The 22,674-nt window shown below is 46.7% G+C and carries 15 protein-coding genes and 1 tRNA gene; 6 read left to right on the top strand and 10 right to left on the bottom strand.

Annotated features, from left to right (window positions below; genetic code table 11):
- Positions 1 to 173: 173 nt before the first annotated feature.
- Positions 174 to 2,279: an AsmA family protein gene (locus tag H5985_RS01350; RefSeq protein WP_205049532.1), complete on the bottom strand. Its 2,106-nt coding sequence runs from the start codon at positions 2,277 to 2,279 to the stop codon at positions 174 to 176.
- Between the two features lie 275 nt (positions 2,280 to 2,554).
- On the opposite strand from H5985_RS01350, the gene H5985_RS01355 reads away from it, so the two are divergent.
- Positions 2,555 to 4,309, top strand: a complete 1,755-nt coding sequence (locus tag H5985_RS01355) for an IS1634 family transposase (RefSeq protein WP_205049533.1) — start codon at positions 2,555 to 2,557, stop codon at positions 4,307 to 4,309.
- Between the two features lie 25 nt (positions 4,310 to 4,334).
- Here the strand turns inward: H5985_RS01355 and H5985_RS01360 are convergent, their stop codons facing one another.
- The 6 genes from H5985_RS01360 to bcsA all read right to left on the bottom strand — a co-directional run bounded on the left by H5985_RS01360 (position 4,335) and on the right by bcsA (position 13,644).
- Positions 4,335 to 5,408, bottom strand: coding sequence for a quinone-dependent dihydroorotate dehydrogenase (locus tag H5985_RS01360; RefSeq protein WP_205049534.1), 1,074 nt, complete (start codon positions 5,406 to 5,408; stop codon positions 4,335 to 4,337).
- 115 nt (positions 5,409 to 5,523) lie between these two features.
- Entirely contained in the window at positions 5,524 to 6,078 is a 555-nt protein-coding gene (locus tag H5985_RS01365; protein WP_239481523.1) for an NUDIX hydrolase, read from the bottom strand.
- A 5-nt stretch (positions 6,079 to 6,083) separates the two neighbouring features.
- Positions 6,084 to 7,730 carry a cellulose biosynthesis protein BcsG gene (gene bcsG, locus H5985_RS01370; RefSeq protein WP_205049536.1) on the bottom strand — a complete coding sequence of 549 codons (1,647 nt, stop codon included), beginning with the start codon at positions 7,728 to 7,730 and terminating at the stop codon, positions 6,084 to 6,086.
- A 13-nt stretch (positions 7,731 to 7,743) separates the two neighbouring features.
- Complete coding sequence (bcsZ, locus tag H5985_RS01375; RefSeq protein ID WP_205049537.1) at positions 7,744 to 8,826, bottom strand: cellulose synthase complex periplasmic endoglucanase BcsZ; 1,083 nt, start codon at positions 8,824 to 8,826, stop codon at positions 7,744 to 7,746.
- Positions 8,823 to 11,042, bottom strand: a complete 2,220-nt coding sequence (bcsB, locus tag H5985_RS01380) for a cellulose biosynthesis cyclic di-GMP-binding regulatory protein BcsB (protein ID WP_205049538.1) — start codon at positions 11,040 to 11,042, stop codon at positions 8,823 to 8,825. The genes bcsZ and bcsB overlap by 4 nt, the downstream gene beginning before the upstream one ends.
- Positions 11,043 to 11,064: 22 nt before the next feature.
- The gene (gene bcsA / locus H5985_RS01385; protein WP_205049539.1) at positions 11,065 to 13,644 is read right to left on the bottom strand and encodes a UDP-forming cellulose synthase catalytic subunit; all 2,580 of its coding nucleotides are present in this window, start codon (positions 13,642 to 13,644) and stop codon (positions 11,065 to 11,067) included.
- A gap of 226 nt (positions 13,645 to 13,870) precedes the next feature.
- Here bcsA and H5985_RS01390 point away from each other — a divergent pair, with 226 nt between their 5' ends.
- Together H5985_RS01390 and H5985_RS01395 are read left to right on the top strand one after the other, a co-directional pair.
- Complete coding sequence (locus H5985_RS01390) at positions 13,871 to 15,010, top strand: MBL fold metallo-hydrolase (protein ID WP_205049540.1); 1,140 nt, start codon at positions 13,871 to 13,873, stop codon at positions 15,008 to 15,010.
- Positions 15,011 to 15,090: 80 nt separating this feature from the next.
- Positions 15,091 to 15,167, top strand: a tRNA-Met gene (locus H5985_RS01395).
- 205 nt (positions 15,168 to 15,372) lie between these two features.
- On the opposite strand, the gene H5985_RS09410 is transcribed toward H5985_RS01395, so the two are convergent.
- The 3 genes from H5985_RS09410 to H5985_RS01405 form a co-directional block, all read right to left on the bottom strand.
- Positions 15,373 to 15,528 (bottom strand): carboxymuconolactone decarboxylase family protein, encoded by a 156-nt coding sequence (locus tag H5985_RS09410; RefSeq protein ID WP_239481525.1) that lies wholly within the window; start codon positions 15,526 to 15,528, stop codon positions 15,373 to 15,375.
- A 17-nt stretch (positions 15,529 to 15,545) separates the two neighbouring features.
- Positions 15,546 to 16,070, bottom strand: a complete 525-nt coding sequence (locus H5985_RS01400; protein ID WP_239481527.1) for a carboxymuconolactone decarboxylase family protein — start codon at positions 16,068 to 16,070, stop codon at positions 15,546 to 15,548.
- Between the two features lie 292 nt (positions 16,071 to 16,362).
- Positions 16,363 to 17,562: a M20 metallopeptidase family protein gene (locus H5985_RS01405; RefSeq protein ID WP_205049541.1), complete on the bottom strand. Its 1,200-nt coding sequence runs from the start codon at positions 17,560 to 17,562 to the stop codon at positions 16,363 to 16,365.
- Positions 17,563 to 17,875: 313 nt separating this feature from the next.
- Between H5985_RS01405 and xpt the strand changes: the two genes are divergently transcribed.
- The 3 genes from xpt (at position 17,876) to leuS (ending at position 22,611) form a co-directional block, all read left to right on the top strand.
- Positions 17,876 to 18,442: a xanthine phosphoribosyltransferase gene (xpt, locus tag H5985_RS01410; protein WP_205049542.1), complete on the top strand. Its 567-nt coding sequence runs from the start codon at positions 17,876 to 17,878 to the stop codon at positions 18,440 to 18,442.
- Between the two features lie 10 nt (positions 18,443 to 18,452).
- The gene (locus H5985_RS01415; protein WP_338124942.1) at positions 18,453 to 19,826 is read left to right on the top strand and encodes a nucleobase:cation symporter-2 family protein; all 1,374 of its coding nucleotides are present in this window, start codon (positions 18,453 to 18,455) and stop codon (positions 19,824 to 19,826) included.
- A 148-nt stretch (positions 19,827 to 19,974) separates the two neighbouring features.
- Positions 19,975 to 22,611: a leucine--tRNA ligase gene (gene leuS / locus H5985_RS01420; protein ID WP_205049543.1), complete on the top strand. Its 2,637-nt coding sequence runs from the start codon at positions 19,975 to 19,977 to the stop codon at positions 22,609 to 22,611.
- Positions 22,612 to 22,674: the final 63 nt, after the last annotated feature.

The raw sequence follows: 22,674 nt of genomic DNA on the forward strand, positions 1-22,674 counted from the left end.
GCTTCGTGAGCAACGGATTGCGTATTTTAACCCGCGTTTTCCCTTTGTCAAGCCCTTTTTCAATTATTTCTTCTGACGCCTCTTTCCCCTTTTTCCAACTCTTTGATTATTTTGTCTTTCCTATACAACAGTTTGGGGGCTTGCGCCCCCGCTTGATTTGACTGCGTTTCAATCTACCGATTGAATAGCTTACCTAAACCCTCTATCAAACGTTTTTGACCTTCTTTAAGTTTCGGGTTTTCAGTAACGGCCTTTTCTATTGCATTATGCAGTTGGTCCTTGATGACTGCCTCAAGATTGATCCCGTAAGTCGGCGCCTGAATCGTTCCTCCTAACTTAATGGGAACCGTCACACGTCGCCCATCTACACTGGTGGCCAATTTAGCGCTGACTTCACCATACAAACTACTGTCGATCATGCCGACTTGAACCTGACCATTAACTTCCGCAACACTGGCTCTACCCTGAATAGATCGTGCATTCAATATACCGTTACCGACCGTTGCTGTTGCGCTCAACACACTAAAACGGGTTTGATCTTCGGGATGCATCACCAAACCGGTCACTTTCTTTTGCTTAACAGCCGTTGCAACTTTTTCTAAAGATAACCCTTTCAGTACCGCATCATTGATCGACAATGACATATTACCGTTCGCACTCTTTAACAAGGCCGTTTTTTCCAACCCCAGACCGTTCAATTTCACCGTAGCGTTAGCTTTACCCGCAAAATCAACTTGGCTGCCAAGCCCCTTGAGAAGCTCCTGCATACTCAAGCCTTTGACATTCATGTTGACAGACCATTTCTCTGAAGCATTGACCTGGGCACTACCCGTAATAGCGCCCGAACACGTACTCGCTTTTACGTTACCCAACGTTAATACTCCCTTTGAAAGAGTAATCGTTGTATCAACTCCGGACACATTCAAACCTTGATAACGAACGGAATTGACCTGTATACCGAAGCGACCGTTGGCTTTATTGAGTACATCCAAGCTTTGAGAAGGTGCTGCATAAGCATCACTAATCAGTTGCAATGAATTTAAAGCAGTCTTCTTGCTCGGCGCCGCCTCAGAAGCGATCCACTTATCTACGACAAATGTCTCCAATGCAAAATTACCGTTTATTGTCGGAACTGTGAATCCGCTTACCTGCACATTTGCTTGCCATGGTGATTTATCAAGCGTTCCCTTTAAATTCAAGTTTGCTTTTTCTCCGGGTTGAACGGATACCGTTCCCTCAAACGGAACCGACAAAGTAGACTGCGCTAATACAGTTTGCACTTCCCCTTTGAGCGCTTGACTCTGCAAAGTGAGGTTTTTGAGTTCTCCCTTAAAACTACCGGTTAAATTCGCTTTAAGACCTTTATTGTCCGTTGCATCCAACTTCAAACCATCAATGCCCCATGACTGCATCCCTTGGGTTTGTGCGGCTGCCACTTGAGCTTTGACACTCATACCTGCTACGTTAGCAGTCAGATCCAAAACCTTGGCTGAGACATCCTGATTGACGTATTGCAATTGATCAGCTTTCAGTTCAGCAGAGGTCGTTTCACCATTTTGTTGAATTGAAACCGCCAAAGAAGGTTTAGCCAGGCTGACTGATATCGTCCGCACATCATAGGTAATCGTTGAATCCAGTGAGAGCTGTCCGCTCAGTCTCTGAGTTTTTTCTGAAAAATTTGTGCTGAATTTAAGCGGTGTCGTTCCGCTTAAACCTACTTTTCCAGTCGACAGATTTAAAGAATCTACAGCATAGATCTTCTTATCCTGAAGTCCATAAACCGTCAGACCTGCATTTTTAATCTCGACGCTCGCAACTTCCAGATTTTTGATAAAGGAAGAGCCGGAGTTATCGGCTTTCGTTTCAACAGAGCTACCTGCAGCAGTTTGCGCCTTAGGAGACTGTTGAGCTTTTTGCAAAATACGTGCTGCGTTAATCTGTCCCTTCAATCCATCAATTACGACATCATCAAACTGCACATCACCCTTTAAGAGCGGCATCACCGCTACACCGATTTGGGCACCTTGGAGGGTAAACTGAGGTTTATCACTTCCCTCAAAGGAAAGTGATGTAGCCGGCAACACAATCTGTACTTTCGGGAAGAAATTTGTTTTCAAATCCCCTTGAAATACCAAGGTTCGATTGAATCGAGTCGTCACTTCCTTTTTGAGCTGTTCGGCGATGGTTGCGCTATCCAAAAAATACGTCACGGCTGCCCAAAGGGCACCAAACGCGATAACAACAACCGCTACGATGGCAATTGCTACCTTACGGAACATGGCACACCTCACTACAAAGTTTATCTTCATAGCTCAGTGTAGTACATTGAGTCTGCTTGGTCAGAGTAACTTGTTGTAAAGTGTTAAAAAAAAAGCTGCCGAAGCAGCTTTTTTCTTACCTGAACTCCGTGTTACCTACTCCCTATTTGAGTTGATTTGACTCAAATAGGGTTTACTTTCCTACTTTTTCTCTTTGATTTTTAAAGAAAAAATTTCTTGATAGACCGTCTTTTGTGTTAAAATACTCCCTATCTTATACATGGGGATTATTTACTATGGCTGATCCGGTCAATTGGAACTTCACCGCTGAAACAAACGCCCAAGGGCGCACTTACATCAAGGCCTACAAAATGGCTTGGGACAAAGTCGCTAAAAAGCCCAAACGTGCCCTGCGCCGTCACGTCGGTCGACTTTTGCCAGATGACCGTATCGCCATGTCTGAAAAATTCCTCGCCGATCACCCCCAGTACCGCGGACAAGACTGGTATTGGGGAGCTTCTAAACGGCCCGTCACGTTAGCTGAGTACAAAAACGATTTCCCGACTCCTCCCGGCACTGCAGTTGACCCTGAAGACGCCGACATACTCAACAACATCAGTGTTGGTCTCACTTGGGCGGCCTACCAAGTCGCTTACAACAGCGGCATTCTTAAGCACCTTAAAGAAGTCTTCGGTGATGACACCGGTGAGCAGCTGCTCTATTTAGCTCTGTATAAGCTTGCCGGAGGCACATCTATGATGACTTATGACTTCTGGCGGCAACAGGTTTGGTTGCCTAAGAATATTCGCTTGAGCGGACAGAAGATTTCGGAAATTTTGCAGTCCGTCACAAAGACTCAAATCAATGACTACTTCCAGTTAAGGCACCTCCGTCAAGGTGAAGTCTGGGAGAAAATCTTTGAAAAACAACCCGAGCTTAAAGGAAAGAAAATCAAATACGCTTTGGACAGTACCTCTATCTCTTCGTATTCAGATAATCCCATGGCCCAAATCGGTCATGCCAAGCAAAACGAGGGGCTTAAACAAATTAATCTGACAGTGGTTTGTGACCAACGAAGCGGAGAAATCGTTTTTGCCTATCTCTATGACGGATCGGTCAATGACGTCGTTTCTTTGCAAGACGTTTTATGGGCGATGAAAGAAGCCAACTTCGATCTCAACAACAATATTTTGGTTACCGACCGTGGCTACAACAGTCTCATCAATGTACAGAAAATGATCAATATTGATCTGTCCTTTGTTCAGGGAGTCAAGCGACAGGAAGATGTAATCAAGAGAGCCTTTAAAAAGCATCGAGCGTCTTTGATGAATGGCGCTTTTTACAACGGTCACTTGAGAGCCTCAGCCTTCACCTATAAGGAAGAATGGGAACAAGGACAAATAAAGTGTCCTGTCTACGTTCATTTATACCGGCTTGATGAGCGCTATGAGCAGCAACGAGCTTTGATTTGGGAAAACGTAGCTGAAATGATTGAACTCAAGCAACGGCAACAAAGAGTGCCATCAGATCAGTGGGACAACTACGGACGTTATTTGGTGGAAAGAAACAATGATGACGGTTCAACGAGTTGGATGATTGATACGGCAAAGATGGATCAAGCGGCAGAAAGAGCCACGCAGTTTGTTCTGCGATCCAACTGCATCGGCAATCCCTTTGAGGCATTGGAAATCTACCATCAACGAGGGATTGTAGAACAGGATTTCAATCAGATGAAGAACTGGGTCGATGGTGATCGGCTGCGGGTAGGTGCTAAAGCTGTGCAAGGCAAGATGCTGGTGACAGTATTGGCCACAACCTTACGAATGATGATGCTGTTTACGGCAAAATCAGTTGTAGAGAAAAAGCCCGGATACCGAATCCCGAATGATTCGATTGATTATTTGCTGAAGTCTCTGGAATTGGTGAAAGCGGAGAAAAGGAAAAACGCCAACGCTTGGGTGAGAACTACAATTCCAGCCAAACGTCGGCGTTGTTTTGAGCTTCTTGAGCTGCCTGAACCGCCTAGAACCTTACTCGTGGGGAGCAGGTAAGGCGGAGTTCAGGTTCTTACCTATTTCAAGGACGCAACGAAGCGACGGAACCGGTTTGGGTTTTACGCCACTTGGCTACAGCATCAACGCAATCCGGTACCAACACCGGTCCGTTATAGATAAAGCCTGTAAACAATTGAACCAGCTTGGCTCCGGCTTGCATCTTTTCAACAGCATCTTCGCCTGTCATCACACCGCCGCTGGCAATGATCGGCATCGTCTCCTTAAGGTGACGATACAAAAGATCAACCACTTCAGTAGAACGAGCACGCAGAGGTTTACCGGACAAACCGCCTGTTTCTTCACAGTGCGGCATACCGGGAATCGCATCACGAGAAATCGTTGTATTGGTCGCAATAATGGCGTCAATTCCAAAACTGACCAACTGGTCGGAAATTCTCAAAATATCATCGTTTTCCAAATCCGGTGCGACCTTCAAAGCGATCGGCACATATTTGCCCTGGTTTTCATCAACCAAACGCTTGCGCTCATCTGTAATAGCGGTCAAAAGCTTATTTAATTCGCTATCGGCTTGCAGACTTCTTAAATTCTTTGTGTTAGGAGAGGAAATATTAATGGCGATGTAATCGGCATGGTTATAGACCTTACGCAAGCAAATCAGATAATCGTCCACTGCTCGCTCAATCGGTGTCACGGCATTCTTACCGATATTGATGCCGAGAATGCCACCACGACTTCTGAACGCAGCCGCACTGCGAAGGTGTTCAAGCACTTCGTCAACGCCGTGGTTGTTAAATCCCATGCGATTGATCACGCCTTCGGCGGGAATCACACGGAACAAACGCGGTTTAGGATTGCCCGGTTGGGCTTTGGGAGTAATCGTTCCGACTTCGACGTGGCCGAAGCCCAAACCACCGAAAGCACTGACGCGTTCGCCATTTTTGTCCATGCCGGCGGCTAATCCCACAACATTCGGAAAACGCAATCCCATCACTTCAATCGGATCCTCAACCGGATCTCTTGTCACCAGTTTTGTCACCCCCAAATTTACGGCCCAATCCAAGTTGGCCATAATCACAGAGTGGGCGGTTTCCGGATCCATGGAGAAAAGAATTTTGCGAGCGATGGAATAAAGCATTTTGTCTCTCTTTTATCGAAAAATCATTCAATTTTGCCCTGAAACAGGCTTGATCATCGAGTCAATAATTGTACCCGATTGCTCCGTAATACGCTTTTGCCATATTGCAGGGAATTCAATCATCCAATCGATACTGATGCAACATGAAGCTTCCTTGATGTCTGTCCTCAAAGAAGTGCTCTAAAGTTGTTCTGACGGTTGTAAAACTGATTTTATCCCATGGGATTTCATTTTCGGCAAATAGTTTTTGCTCTATCGTTTCTGGCCCCGGATTGGTAGGTAGTTGCGTAATTTCAGCCAAGAAAAAGAAGTGAATCTGACTGGCGTACGGAACATCAATCACGGTAAAAAGCTGCCCGCCTTTGGCCTCTGTTCCCGTTTCTTCACGAGTTTCCCTCAGTGCCCCTTCCAGAAGGGTTTCATGAGCTTCCATGAAACCGGCCGGCAGTGTCCATTTTCCTTTTTGCGGCTCAATGGCTCGCTTGCATAGCAAAACGCGATCCCCGCACACCGGCACCGTACCGACCACCGGAATCGGGTTGACGTAGTGAATGTAGCCGCATGCCTCACATAGTTCTCGAACCCGTACGTCATCCTGCGGACGCTTGGTGACCATCGGGTGACCGCACATCGGACAAAATTTAAACAACGGTGCTTCGATAACCTTCATAGGCTCTACCTTTCTCGAGGATAGGGACGCCATTCACCTCCCTTTTGGCGAATGTAGTCGTTCCCGCGATAGGTTAGCACGACAGACTGTCCGTTTTCAGAAACGGGATTGGTTTCAGGAAGATCGCGCACCAACTCTTCAAGCGGCACACTGCCTCCGTCAGCACCGAAGTAATTGAGACTGAGGACTCGGCCGATAAGCGTACTCATGGCAAGGTAACTGGTCGGACCTGTGACATGAATCGGTTCGGCAGGCATATTTTTAATGCCGAAAAACTTCACCATCAAAGGCACTTCCGTAATACGCATACTCGGAATATCACGCAAGCGCGGAGCCTGAATTCGATCACCGCGAACAGCTGCTCCGTGTTCAGGCACCACAATAAGCATCACTTTACGACCAGAGCGTTCCAACTCATGCATAAAGGTCTGCAAATCGTTTAAGAAACGAATAGCACGAGGTTTAAATTCTTCCCAACGGCTATGTCGCGGCAAACGGTTACCATCGTGTAACGCAATGAAGTTAAAGAGCGTGACATGCCGCTTTGTTTCCTTATCTCGCGAGGTCTTTCTTTGCCAATCGCGAAGCACGGCTAAATCATCGGCGATTTCTTCATCGTCAAAAGCCATATAGCGCACTGGGTATTTTGCGGTACTTTCGAGCGGCGCCATCAGACCGGCTTTATCTCGAAGAGTCTGCAAGTAATTGTCGTACTGTCCTCGGTGATCGAGATAAAGATGTTGACGATAGCCCAATTGATCGAGCCGATTCATGATTTCGCACTCGGGGCGTCTGCCGTCGTAGAGCGAATCATGATTGACCTGACCACACACGGCATTTAACAGTCTGAGCGTTGCCGGGCCGGAATAAGACGTAGCAGAATTGAAATGATCAAACCGAATATTAAATTCAGACAAGACCGGATGATTCATTAAATCCGACGCCAACAAATCGTCATTGGATAATGAACAAATGTTCATCAAAATGATTTCAAAAGGCGTGTCATTAGCCGAAAGTCCCTGAGGAAATTCTGCACGACGTCCTTTTTCATAATCAAGAAATGCGGTGTACCACTTATCGATGGTTTCTGAAGTAATTGCAGAAGGATCGGCGTTGGTTTCCTGCTGAGGTTGAGAGGGCTTGTTTTGTGCGACAACTTCAACATTTTGTTCAACAGCGGGCTTTGTTGTCCACGCCACATAATAGGGTTGTAAAACCAAACAAATAAAATAACCCAACGTAAAAACAGTTAACCGAACCCAATTTTTAATCAGCAGGTACGCCAAGACAATAACGATGCCCCAGATAACCATCTTGACGTTGACAAAATCAACAATGAGCTGCGCCACATACATGGCAGAAAATCCTGCGATGTTCTGGGCGTTGCTGATAATACTGTCGGGACCGGGAAGCCAACTTTCAGAATAGAGCAAAGCGACAGCGGCGATTAAAGCTACAACTGTTCTGGCAATGCATAAAAAGCGGTTTTTCAACGGCAACAGAATAAAAAGCAGCAGTAATCCGTTGTACAGAAAATTAAGCGTCAGATACTCATAGTGAGCAAGCGCAAACTTCGCGATGAAGTATACGTTCCACAGTCCTAAGCCCGTAAAGGAAAGAATATTGAAATTCCCTTTCGTGTCCTCTTGCATTGCTTATCCGTTCTCAATGTTGTTTTTGTTGATTGGGGAAATAAACCCGCCCCTTTTCATCAAATGCAAAATAGCCTTCATCAAATCCCATACCGAAGAGAGTCAGGACATTACGATAATAGTTTTCCTTCTCGATCGGCGCACTCGACAAAACAGTACGAATCAAATCCGCAGACTTATCGGCTCCTAAAAGCTCAAGCAGACAAGCTCCGAATCCATCCCAAGCCGGTTGATTGATTTTAAGCGTGTTGACATCAATCTTTTCGGGGGGCATATTCAATCGACGTGTGATCTCAATCATAGGTTCAAAGTGAGCCTTAAGTTCTCGATACACGGGATCTTTAGGAGACATCATCCCAGCCCATAAATAAACTCGAATAGAGTTATAGCTGCCAATTGTGTTATCAATGTTATCAACCGGTACTAATTCACCACGACTGGAAAAGGTTGCCCAATCAGGAGAGATGCCTGCCGGTGCACTACGAATGAGAACTCGGGCGCTGCCCTCAAACACATCCAACCAATATTCGTCTTCTAAGGCAAAGCGTTGTAAAAGAAAAAGGGGATAATAGCTCGGATTGAGTTTGTATTCTCCATCATGCTCAAAACCAATACGGCCGGGAAGAAGCACCTTACCCAAGTTATCAATTTCACGAACCTGAGTTTTTAACAACTCCAGCATCGCATGAGCTTTTTCGATGTAGTCAGGCCTATCCCAGAGTCGGCCGGCTTCCAACAAGCAGTAAGCAATCCACATATCTGAGTCCACTGCATTATTGGTATCCAGAATCGTCCAGTCGTTACCGTCCCTACCCCAAAGCCAGGCAGCAAAATTTTTAGTTATGTCACCACCGGAGAGGTTATTTTCCGTCCAAGCCAGCAACTCCTCAAAAGTCTCCCGGTCGTTATCCACGAGAGCAAAAAACATTGCATAAGATTGGCCTTCTGAAGTCGTCACCGCACGGGCATCGCTGTAGTCAATCACTCGTCCGTTTTCAATCCCAACTGCTTTGAAAGCATCCCACATGGGCCAAGCTGCCCAAGTCGGCGAACTCATTCCCATGGCCAACACCAAGGCTAAAATCAACTTTCTCATTTTGCACGTCCTCTCACCCACAGGCGCATGAAGTAGAAAATGCCTGTACCGACCAAGACGGCACAAATCAAAGCACATAAAACCAAAAGTAACGGGTAATTACTCATGGTTTCCCAAATCTTGTGATACCAAGGAAGATCTCCGATGCTATAAGTGTCTCCGACTTTAAAGTCGACAATTGACTGCTCATTAATAATGGCAACGGCTCCGGCCACGGTCTTCATGGATGAGGGGCTCTTGAGCTGTTCGTTCAATAAGTAGCTGCCCGACTGTCCCTCACTTAAGAGAGCCACAACCGTACGATCGGAATCAAACGGAGATTGAAGCGATACGATTGCCCCGACTCCTCCGTCAGGGCTAAAGAGCACTTCTTCAGGTTGCAAGATTTCCTCACCTTTCAGACTATTGGCAATAGCATTTTGCAACTCTTCAGCGTTCTCCTTTTTAAAGTCAGGCAATGTAATCGGCATTTCACCGATAAACAAAATATCCTTCCCATCCAAGGCGGCTTCACTGGCTTGATCAACCACAGTCAATTTTGTGGCCACGGCTCCGGTAACCGAAGCAATACGGGCCATGGTATTTAATAGTGTGGTCACCTTTTCTGCCGAAGCTTCTTTGGAAATCACCGCGGCCGTTCGGGATAAATCAGCATAAACCGAGTAAGGATATGCACTCTGCGTAAACAGCGTCAAATTCGGCATCTCGGCATAATGGAAAAGACCGTTCAGCGTCATGGTGGAAGCCGGATCAATTTCCATCTGATGAGGCAGCAGCACCACAGACTTGCAATTATCGGGCGACCCCTCAGAGAGCTCGCGACGATACACGACCTCAAAACTCAGATCATTTTGTGCTGCCAGAGCCAATGCTTCAGAAGGACTCGTTGCCAAGGGACCGTTGAAAGACGGCAGACGCATCTCACGAATTCCACTGCTGGACTGAGACGATAAGTTGACCGAATCAATCAGGTAATTGTTGATCCGCATACGAAGTTGAGCCTGATCGCCCCCTTCGGGTTTGGTATAACGGTACTTAAGATTCACATCCAGGCCACCCGTTCCCACCATGTATAGGTCAGGTGCAATACTCATCGGCATATGAACGGGAGGCGGTGCATAGCCACGAGACGTTAACTGCCCCGGGTACTGCATAATGCGGGAAAAGGCAATGGTCTCATCAATCGGCACCCAATTTGGGGCGTCGTATGCCTGACGTTCAGGGGATTCTTTAAAATCCTGAATCCGCAGTTTGTCACCGATTAAAACAAGATCTTCCGAAGCCAAAGCTTTAGCCGCCAGCACTAAGTCCGCTTCATCTCGGCCTGCAATCACAAGCATTTTGTCACTTCTGCTTTCAGGCGCATCCATCATGAAAATCTGCGGACCTTCTACCATCGGTAAATCGTTAAGGAAGGCCGGCCGACTGGAGTTGGTTGCAAAGACAAAGAAATGCCCGTTTGTCGGCACCCGGTTGAAATAAACCGGGAAATCCGCTCCCCGCCACTGAGTATGTTTACCAACCAAAGAAGATAAAATGGCCGCCGCTTTTTTCGTTTCGCTATCCGGAGTTTTTGCAAAAACAAAAGGAATAACCGTCGGATTATTTGTAAAGGTGTCAATAAATGGAGCCGGCCAACGGGCCAGATCGTTGGCAATTTTCACCTTTTGCTTAACAAGTGATAAGTAGCTCTTGGCATCGACATTAAGCCATAAAGTTTCACTGGAGGGGCGTTCGCAAATATTTTGATAATGACCGACAAACTCCAACGTAATCTGATTGACGGACTTGATTTGTTTGGGATCCAAAGACACTGACGTACGATAGAGTTTGCCCAATGCATCAGCAGTGACAGGTACCGACTGTTGAAGTTGTCCGTTTAAAAACACATTGATTTGAGAGCGAATAGGAATCAAGGCTGGCGACGCAGTAAAAGCCAACTCAAGAGTTGCCTGCGAAACCAATTCGTCTGCGCGTACACCGAAATCAAGATATTGAATGTTGCTGATACCCGTTAAACGAATGGCTGTGGCTTGTCCACCCGGGACCAAACGAATCAACGGTGTCTGTTGTGTAAAAGAACCGGTGACATCGGTACGCCAGACAGGAGCAACTGTAGAGGCATCATGAGGAGTCTGTTGAGCATAGGATGAAACCGTCGCCGCCAACAGCAACGCAGAAGTCATCAACGCCTTAGAAAATTTTGATAATTTCACTTTTGGGCTCTCTTTCTATATCTTATTCGTCCGAGTTTAGCGCACGAGCCGTCCGTCTCGGCATAAACGATAGGCACCAAGCCAATCCTTTGGGAACAATTTGTAACTTTCCGGGCAGGAACTCAATCATTGAACGGTAACCGTACCAAGCCAATTGTCCGAGTTTGAGGAAACCCTTCAACATACGGTCATCCACTTTAACCTTTTCCGGCACCCACATTCCTTCACGGGCAAACGTACAACGATTAAAGGCTTTTTCAGTCTCATAATCTTCAAAATTCAAACTCAATTCCAAAGCGCCGGACGTGTCACTGGACAAAACTTTGCTCTTAAAGCAGTAATACTTTTCTTTATACGTCATCAAAAGACGAATCTCGTCACCGCAAGTCCAGGTCTTTTGGCTATTAAGAACCTGAAGTCGAACTTCAGTTTGTGAATACTGAACCATTCGAGCCTTGTAATTGGCATCCTCTGCATCACAAATATTTACATCAATTTTGCAATGAATCCGTGGGAATTGATGAGTTTGAACCTCTTCTACCGCCACAGCCATGGAGGCACCGAGAATCATCAAGTTGTAGGCAATCCATCCCATATTAATGACCAAGGTAAGGTATTCGGGATTAGGATCAAAAAATGCTTTATAAAAACCGATGAACAACCCGATCAGATTCAAAGCAATCAATACCAAATAGGGTTTGCTGACCGGCCAATCCAAATACTTTTCACCGATCGTACCGCCTTTGGCCGTTACATTAAATTTACCTTTGTGGGGGAAAATCAGCGCCACGGTCGTAGGCAGCAGAATGTACCAGGATAAAACCGTCTCATAGACTCCACTTAAGAACGGGTAGCGATAACCTCTTTGCAAAATCTGGTTAGTCAACGCTGAGTGAATCATGTGCGGCAACACGTAGGCAAAAATGGCTGCGGCCGTTGCATAGATCACATAAACATTGGCAAACATATAAGGCAGAGGCGCAACCAGGAAAATCAGACGCGGTAAGCCATGGAAAAAATGGAACATGGCATTAAAGAAACACAGCCGCTGGGGAAGCGTCAGTCCTTTCCCGAGGAATGGATTATCGAGGCGGAAAATCTGAATCATGCCACGCGCCCAACGGATACGCTGCCCGATGTGTGCAGCCAAAGTCTCAGTGGACAGACCGGATGCCAAGGGTAAATCAATAAAAGCCGACGACCAACCTTTACGGTTAAGTTTCAGGGACGTGTGAGCATCTTCGGTTACCGTCTCAACGGCAATTCCTCCTACCTCCATCAAAGCCTTTCTTCTCATGACAGCGCTCGAGCCGCAGAACATGGTGGCATTCCACGTGTCATTACCCTTTTGAATGAAATCATGAAACAGGGAATTTTCAATCGGTATCGTACGATCCAAATGAAGATTCTTCTCAAAAGGATCAGGAGAGTAGAAATGATGCGGCGTTTGGACCAAGGCAATCTTGGGATCCTTAATCAGCCAGCCCATGGTTTTGATGAGAAAATCAGAAGACGGGACATGGTCGCAGTCGAAAATTGTGACGAATTCTCCGTTTGTCACCGTCATCGCATGGTTGATATTACCTGCCTTGGCATGATTGTGCTCGACACGCTTGATATAGCCGGCACCGACATCGGCTGCAAACTTTTCAAAAAGCGGACGACTCCCATCATCCAAGATGTAGACATGAAGCTTTTCCTCTGGCCACTGCAGATTCAGGGCCGCAAATACGGTGGGCTTTACCACATCAAGCGACTCGTTGTATGTCGGAATAAAAATATCGACATGAGGCCAAAGGTTTTTGTCTTCAGGCATCGGGTAGGGTTTACGATCCAAGACCCAGCAAACCTGGAAATAACCCAAAACCATAACGACAAAAGCATAGAGTTCTGCAGCCAACAGTAAGCCGCTTAAAACAATTCCCAAGGCGGAGTCGGTATTTAACGTTGACGTACAACGCCACCACAAATAACGTCCCGAGACAACCATGGAGATGACAAAAAGAAGCATCAAAGTTAAACGTGCTTTGATTTTTCTTAATGCAAGTGCAGACAGAAGCATCACGGAAAGGAAAACGACTTGTCCCTGAATATTAAAGGGCTGCGTAATACACAGGATAGCTAATGCTGCCGCCAAGCCTCCCAACACGCTGATGACAACAAGCTTGACCGGGCGCGACAGCTCCTCCCCTTTTTTGTCAATGGTATCCAAACTCTTGTGATTCCCATCCAGAATAAGAGCGCCGTGATAGCCAATCCAATTACCCAGTTTTGTCAAAATGATGCCGATTTTATTGGCTGTCCAAATAATCGCACTCCACAGCCAGCTGCCGTGGCCGGTTGTTTTAAAACATAAAAGGAAAATTGTTTGAACAAGCCAACGCACACAATCGCCGGCTTTAGGAGCATCCGGGTTAATCTGAGGATAGAGCGACCTGAATAATGAGCGATAAGCAACACATGGCTTGGACTCTAAAGGAACAAACAGCCATGCCAACGCAAGCCAAGTCAAATTCACCGCCACGCTGAATTTGCTTGATCCATTTTGTCGCCAAAGATGAGCTTTCTCAGAGAAATAATTCAAAATTGTTGCCAATGGCATCTTTTAACGGTACTTTCTGCGTAAATAAAGGCGGAAAGAGTACGAAGGTTAAAACGTTATTCGTTGTAATTGGTGGGTGACGAATTATAAACAAGTCAAAAAATAAAGCCTTAACAAATTGTTAGCTCAAGAACAACGGCTTGAAATAGGCAAAAATTTTCTCAAAAAGAGCGCGTAAATTGAGGCTATTGTGCCTACTATTAAAGAAAAATCATGGGGAAATTTTATGAAGCGTCGATCTGCATTCATATTATCAGGAGTCGGTATTGCTGTAGCCGCCTGCTTCGGCGGCACGTATGGTTTCCTTAAATCTGCACGATTCGGGGCGATTCCCGCTTCAACTGCTGCCTTTAAAACTTGCCCACATTTCTATGACGGAGTCTTTCACAACACTTTACCGACTCCGGTACTAACGGATAACTCTTCTTTCATCGGAGCATTTGCAAAATCCTTTTTGACTGAGAAAATTGATCCCGAACCGACAAGGGATTTACCGACAGTTAAGATCGATTTAGAGACTTTAAACCGTCAGATCGATACCGTAATATGGTTGGGGCATTCTTCATTCTTTATTCAACTGTCTGGGAAAAGAATCCTGATTGATCCGGTTTTAAGTGATCATGCCGCCCCGGTTTCTTTCAGCACACGAGCTTTTAAAGGGACCAATATTTATCACCCATCAGAATTCCCAACAGTGGATTTACTGATCGTTTCTCATGATCATTGGGATCACTTAGATTATCCGACAATAAACTCATTAAGGCACAAGATAAAAGAAATTGTCTGCCCGTTAGGAACAGATGCACACTTTTTACGTTGGGGCTTTCAACCCGAACACCTACATCCTTTGGATTGGAATCAAAGCTATATCGTTTCTGAAAATTTGACGGTGACAGCTTTGGAAGCCAGACACTATTCCGGCAGGAGTCTAGATCAAAACAAAAGTTTTTGGGCTTCATTCCTTCTGCAACGCCCTGACTACAAAATCTTTTTCAGTGGTGATTCCGGGTTTGGTCCTCATTTCAAAGAAATAGGGAATCGTTACGGAGCCGTTGATCTGGCGCTTCTCGATAGCGGACAATATAACGAGCGTTGGCGTTACATTCACATGAATCCCGATGAAGCTCTGCAGGCTGCAAAAGATTTAAGAGCTCAGAACTTCATCCCTGCCCATATCGGAAAATTTTGCATCTCTATGCACCCGTGGTACGAGCCCTTTGATCGTCTGAAAATCGGTGCTTTAAAAAATGGCGTCCGGCTCATTACCCCTAAAATCGGCCAACCCTTAGAACTGACAAAACAAATACCCCTTCAACCGGTTTGGTGGGAAGAAAACAAAAATTTGAGCCAAAAACAACACCCCTGAAACAACATGCGGGAAATCTTAAGAAGAAACTTGACAATAGATTCATCAAAAGGATATAATTCAGTCCTTCGTTAGGTGATCGCGGGGTGGAGCAGTCTGGTAGCTCGTCGGGCTCATAACCCGAAGGTCGTAGGTTCAAATCCTGCCCCCGCAACCAGTTGAATGTCTCAGCAGTCGAAAGACTTCTGAGATTTTTTATTTCATATTCAAGCAGTCGCAAATATCTCTGTGTTGTCCTTCTTATGATGACTGAGATGCTAAGCCTCAGATCATGCAGCACAAGCCCCCATAGAAATGGCCATCGTAGCAGCAACAGCTGCAGCAGCTACAGTCTTTGTCATTTTTATATCCTTCCAAAAATATTACTTCCGAGATTGCAAAACCGTCTTTAACGCCTGATCAGCTAAATTCGCCTCTTCAGTGCCGACTTTTTCACGCAACACCTTCACGAATTCTTTCAATTCGTCCGGAGTCAATCCGACATTCAGACAAACATTGAGATGAGAACGTAATTGCACAGGAGCCGGCAATGAGGCTAGGCAGAAACGGTTGCAATTTCTCGCGCTTGATGATCGAGTACATCACTGGCAAAAATATCGCCGAACAAATGCTCTTTCAGATAGGTATCAATTTCAGGAGAAAAGTCATAAACGGGACTTGCTGCCGGACGTCCGATCAGCTCAGTCTGAACTTTTGTTCCCAATTCACGAATATTGGTTCCTTCGGGCAAAGGGGTAGGACCACGACCGACCTTATCGTTAATTCCGGAGGCTTTTCTTTCTTTTAATAAATTGACAAAAACACCCAAACCGGTCAAGCTCCGCGGGAAAGCGGTATAGGCATACATTTGCACTAAAACTTCTTTAATTTCATTAACGGTCATCCCATTGTTGAGCCCTTCTACCAGAGCTTTTTTCAAGGCTTGTTCATTGCCTTGAGCCGTATAGGCAGCAATGGGGACGATGCTGATTTCTCGTGTATCCGGTGCGGCATTAGAAACCGCAGGAATACTCAATGCCATAACAGCAGAAAGAACAGCGGCAGCAGCTTTTTTCTTCATGACGAACTCCTTAATGAGACAATCGCTCAAGTGCTAACTCCTTGAGCTTTAAGCATTTTTATTGCATGAAGTTGTCAGATTGTGCTATTGCTGATTTTTAAAGTATTTTTGCCAAATACTTTGTTTTAGGAAGAAAAGAATAGGTTATGTTGTTTTTCCTCTAACGGACTGGCTCAATTATTTGCTTATTCAAACGGAGAGAAAATTCTCTGAATTTTTCATTGGCATGAAAGCACAAAAGGTGCCCGACTGAGCGACAGCGGACACCTTTTTGGTACTAAGAGTAGAACGACTAAGAAGCTAAGGCTTCAAGACGTTTAATGGCCATATTGGCAACCACACTGACGGCAACGGGTAAGACTTCATCATTGAAGTCAAAGTTCGGGTTATGCAAACTCACTGCATGGTCTTCATCTTTAATACCCACGCGAATGATGCAACCCGGTACACGCTGCAGATATTCGCTGAAGTCTTCAGAACTCATAAAGGGATCAATCACCTTCACGTGATCTTCACCCAACAGTTCACCTGTCACCTTCAAAGCTGCTTCGGTTTGAGCAGGGGTATTGATGACAGAGCCGCACTCGTGAACATATTCGACTTCAGCTTCACAGCCGTTGGCTTTAGCAATGGCAGGCACCATTGTCTTCACGGTTTCTTCAACGAACGCTCGCGTTTCAGGCAAGAAGGTACGAATTGTGCCGCTTAATGTGCATTGAGCCGGAACGATGTTGACCGCTTCAAAGCGACCGGCATTAATTGAACAAATGGACAGAACAGCCGTATCGATCGGGTTGATCTTACGGGAAACGATTGTTTGCAAAGCGGTAACAATCTGAGCGGCTACCGGAATCGGGTCTACACCCAAATGAGGACGTCCGCCGTGCGTGCCGAACCCCTTAACCGTCACATAGACGCTGTCAGAGGCAGCCTGCAAGGGACCGGGCTTAAAGCCGATGGTTCCCTTGGGAAGCATCGGTTCGGTATGACCGCCGTAAATTTCTTCAATGCCATACTTTTCCAAAAGACCGGCTTTGACCAGTGTTTGTGCGCCACGACTGATTTCTTCAGCCGGTTGGAAAATCAAAACAACCTTACCCGGGAAATCGCGATGAGCGGCCAAATAACGAGCTGTTCCCAATAACCACGTCGTATGACCGTCATGACCGCAGGTATGGGCCAAGCCTTCATTTTGGCTGGCATATTCTTTACCACAATGATCATTCATCGGCAGGCAGTCCATATCGGCACGAATACCGATCGTATGACCCGGGCGGGTCCCTTCGATGACGGCGATAACCGCCCCTTTGACAAATTCGGTATTGATATCGGTTACACCCCATTTACGGAGATTTTCGCAAATAACTCCCACCGTCCGATCGGTGTCAAAACCACGTTCGGGATGGCTGTGCAAATCATGACGGATTGCGGTTAATTCATCGGCCCAGTCGGCAACGCCGGGCAACAATCGATCGGCTAATAAAACTGCCATTTTTCTCTCCTAAATAGAGTACGTGTCTGTCACGAATAAAAAGTTATGCCTTTATGAAAAAGCCCGAGTACGTACCTTTTCAAAGACTATCGCTCACTTTAGCACTCATGGAGGTATTTTCTCCACTAAATTCACACACAAAGCAGAGAATTCCTCTTTCGCCGTATAATTCCGCAAATTTTATTTCTCAATAAGATAGCGTAAATTGTCGCTATTCTTCATTGAGTTACCGGATAAAAAAAAATTCCAACTATTGATAAGGAGACGGTCAACAGCCTTTGCCTGAAAAGCGAGGTTTCTGGACCGATATTTTATGAAAGCACTCAAAGAACGCATCCTAAAGGATGGTAAATGCCTCGATGGCGGTATTCTGAAAGTGGACAATTTCATTAACCATCAGATGGATCCCATTTTGATGAAATCCATGGCCGTGGAATTTGTCCGTCGCTTTGCAAGTACCGACATCAATAAAATTCTGACGATTGAGGCCAGCGGTATCGCTCCGGCCATTCTGGTCGGCTATCTTTTAGAGTTGCCCGTTGTGTTTGCCAAAAAGAAAGTGCCGAGCACCATGGACAACATGCTTTCCACCAAGGTGTTCTCCTTTACTAAAAATCGCACCTATGACGTCTGCGTGAGCAAAGACTATCTGCGTCCCGGTGACAAAGTTCTTTTCATCGATGATTTCCTTGCCAACGGCAACGCTGCCAAAGGCATTCTGGATTTGGTCGAGCAGGCCGGCGCAGAACTCGTCGGTATGGGCTTTTTGATTGAAAAAGGCTTCCAAGCCGGCGGAAATGAGTTGCGCAAAATGGGCATTCACGTTGAATCCCTCGCCATTATTGACAGTCTGGATAACAACAAAATCACGCTTCGCTAAAGGATAAAAAGTGGCCGAATTAAATTTCGAAGAACATTCCTACAACGCTAAGTCCTCCGAGTTGATTTACGGTCTTGAGGATCGTCCCCCTTTAAGGGAAACTCTTTTTGCCGCATTGCAGCACATGCTGGCCATTTTCGTGGCCATCGTCACCCCTCCCCTTATCATTGCGGGGGCGTTGCAATTGGACCTTGAAACAACTGGCTACCTTGTGTCCATGTCTCTTATGGTTTCCGGTATCGCCACGTTTATTCAGTGCCGAACCGTGGGCCCCATCGGTTGCGGTCTGCTTTGCATTCAGGGAACCAGCTTTTCATTTATCGGACCGATCATTTCGGCCGGGATGACAGGAGGGCTGTCCTGCATTTTCGGGGCAACGATTGTTGCCTCCACGGTGGAAATGTTTGTGAGCCGCATTCTTAAGTACACCCGGCGTGTGATTACACCTTTGGTCTCCGGCATTGTGGTGACCTTGATCGGCATGAGCCTTATTAAAGTGGGCATTATCGCTTGCGGAGGCGGCTACGGAGCCAAGGCTGCGGGCACCTTCGGAAGCTTCCAACACTTGGGCATTGCAGCTCTTGTTCTGTTTTCTATTATTTTCTTTAACCGCAGCTCCAACCGTTACCTTCGTATGAGTTCCATCGTCATCGGCTTGGCGATCGGCTACGCAGTCTCCTGGTTCTGCGGTATGGTGGATTTTTCTGCCGTTAAAAGTTACGGCGGTTTCAATATCCCCATTCCCTTTAAGTACGGCATTTCTTTTGACTGGGGTGCCATTATCGGCTTAGGTCTTGTTTACCTCATTACAGCTATTGAAGCTTACGGTGATGTAACCGCCAACTCGATGATTTCAGGACAACCCTTCCGCGGTGACCGTTTCATGAAGCGTGCTCAAGGCGGCATCCTAGCCGACGGATTCAATTCTATGTTGGCCGGCGTGCTCAATTCTTTCCCGAATTCAATTTTTGCCCAAAATAACGGCATGATTCAATTAACCGGTGTGGCAAGTCGTTATGTCGGTTACTTTATCGCGGGCTTTTTGGTTCTGCTCGGCCTCTTCCCTGCCATCGGTCTCGTATTTTCCTTGATGCCTGATCCGGTGTTGGGTGGTGCCACTCTTTTGATGTTCGGTACAGTCGCTGCTGCCGGTATGCGTATCATTGCCAGCCAGCGTATTGACCGTAAAGCCATTTTAGTAATTGCGTTGAGTTTCTCCTTCGGCTTAAGTGTTGAATTGGTTCCGGAAATTCTTTCGCAATTCCCCGAAACCCTGAAAAACATCTTCGCTTCGGGCATCACTACGGGCGGTCTGACAGCTATTGTTGCCAACACCTTAATTCACATTGAGGAATATCAAGACAACAAAGACGAGCAGCTTTAATGCTCTTTTGAAAAGCTCCTGGCAAAAATCAGGAGCTTTTTTCAAGCGTGAGGCTCATAGGTCATTTCGCCTACCTGCTTTCTCTAAAGATTACCTAAAATCGTTATACTTTCTGGATTCGCTTAATTAATTGTGATTGGATAGCACTATGCGTGAAACTTACTCTCCGCAAATTGTTGAAGCAGAGGTACAGGCAGCCTGGAAAAAGGCTGACGTTTACCATGCTCACGAACATGCTAAGGATAAAAACGGTAAAGAAAAACCCAAATTCTATGTCCTGTCAATGTTGCCCTATCCGAGCGGCAAACTGCACATGGGTCACGTCCGTAACTACACATTAAATGACGTAATGTACCGCTACCTTCGCATGAAGGGCTACAACGTCATGACCCCGATGGGATGGGATGCATTCGGTCTGCCGGCCGAAAACGCCGCCATCAATCACGGCATTGCCCCGGCCAAGTGGACTTTTGACAACATTGCCGAAATGAAAAATCAAATGCAGCCCTTGGGCCTTGCATTTGACTGGTCCAGAGAAGTCGCCACCTGTACACCTGAGTACTACCGCTGGAATCAATGGATGTTTTTGAAGATGCTCGAAAAGGGCATCTGTTATCGCAAAACACAGATCGTTAACTGGGACCCGGTCGATAAGACGGTTCTCGCCAACGAACAAGTGGTCGACGGAAGGGGTTGGCGCTCCGGTGCTGTTGTCGAAAAGCGAGAAATTCCGGGTTATTACTTGGGCATTACGCAATACGCCGATGAACTGTTAAAGGATCTGGACATCCTTAAGGGATGGCCGGAGCAGGTTCGTAGCATGCAGGAACACTGGATCGGCAAATCCGTCGGTGTCAAACTTGCGTTCCCCTACAGCATTGACGGCCATGACGAAAAACTTCAGGTTTTCACCACTCGTGCCGATACCTTAATGGGTGTGACGTTTGTAGCAGTTGCTGCCGAACACCCCTTGGCCAAACGCTTGGCTCAGGATAATCCTCAAGTTGACGCTTTCATTAAGGAATGCGCCAAGGGCGGTGTAAGCGAAGCCGACTTAGCCACTCGCGAAAAAGAAGGCGTTCCGACCGGTTTCTGCGTTAAGCACCCGTTGACCGGTGAAGACGTGCCCGTGTGGGTGGGCAATTACGTGCTGATGAGCTACGGCGAAGGCGCAGTAATGGGCGTGCCGGCGCACGATGAACGTGACTTTGCCTTTGCCAAGAAGTACGGCTTACCGATCAAACAAGTGGTCGGGATGCCCGGCAAAACCTACTCGACTGACACTTGGCAAGAGTGGTATGCCGATAAAAGCGACACAACCGAACTGGTTAATTCCGGAGAATTCGACGGTCTGACCGTTCATCAAGGTATCGACAAGATTGCCGAAGCGCTGCAAGCCAAGGGCTTGGGTGAAAAACGGACTCAATTCCGCATCCGTGATTGGGGCATCAGCCGTCAACGTTATTGGGGTACGCCGATTCCGATCATCAACTGTCCGCACTGCGGCCCGGTTCCGGTCCCTGAAAAAGATCTTCCGGTTGTATTGCCTACGGATCTCGTACCTGACGGCTCCGGTAACCCGCTCAACAAGTGTGAATCCTTCTTGAAGTGCAAATGCCCGGTATGCGGAGCTGATGCCACGCGTGAAACCGACACGATGGATACATTCGTGGATTCTTCCTGGTACTTTATGCGTTATTGCTCGCCTGACTGCGACACCGCTATGGTCGACGAACGCAACGACTACTGGGCTCCGGTTGATCAATACATCGGTGGTATTGAACACGCTGTGCTGCACTTGCTCTATGCCCGCTTCTGGACAAAAGTCATGCGTGATTTGGGCCTGGTGAAGTTTGACGAACCCTTCACCCGCTTGTTTACCCAGGGTATGCTCACTGCTGAGTGCTACTACCGTGAAATGCCTGACGGTAAAAAGCGTTGGTACTACCCCGACGAAATTGAAATCTTCTACGATGAAAAAGCCCGTCCGGTACGCGCCATTGCAAAGGATGACGGCCAACCCGTCACAATGGGCGGCGTCGAGAAGATGAGTAAATCGAAAAACAATGTGGTGGAACCGAAGACCATCATTGATAAGTTCGGCGCCGATACGGCCCGCAGCTTCGTGATGTTTGCCGGACCTCCTGATCAATCCGCTGCTTGGAGTAATTCCGGAGCCGAAGGTACCTTCCGCTTCCTGCGCAGACTTTGGAACTGGTGCTTCAAGAACAAAGAGACGATCGAGACGGCAACAGCGATTGATGTTGCAGCATTGTCCGCTGAGCAGAAAAATCTTCGCCGCGATATTTATCAGGCGCTCAAGCAGGCAACTTCTGACATCGACCGTATGCAATACAACACGGTTGTTTCTGCCACGATGAAAATGCTCAATTCGCTTGAGAGTGCCAAGATCGGAAGCGATGCGTCGGCTGCTGCAGTCAAGAAAGAGTGCGCAAGCATCCTTATTCGCACGCTCTATCCGATTGCCCCGCACATCACCACGCAGTTGTGGCAAGACTTAGGCTTTGAAGCGGTCCAAGGTTCCATTCTTGATGCTTCTTGGCCTGAAGTGGATGAAAAAGCCCTCGTTGCTGATGATATGACGTTGGTCGTACAGGTCAACGGCAAACTTCGCGGTTCCGTGACGGTTTCTGCGCAAGCCGCGAAAGAGGAAATTGAAAAGGCTGCACTGGACAACGAAAATGTGAAGAAATTCACTGACGGCAAGACGATTCGAAAGATCATTATTGTTCCGAAGAAGCTCGTCAATATTGTGGCAGCTTAATTTCTAAGTTCTGAGATCAACGGGAGTCCCGAAGTCGCATTGGCTTCGGGACTTTTTGCCCTA

Source organism: Parasutterella secunda, assembly GCF_016901835.1.
GTDB classification, from domain to species: Bacteria; Pseudomonadota; Gammaproteobacteria; order Burkholderiales; family Burkholderiaceae_F; genus Aphodousia; species Aphodousia faecavium.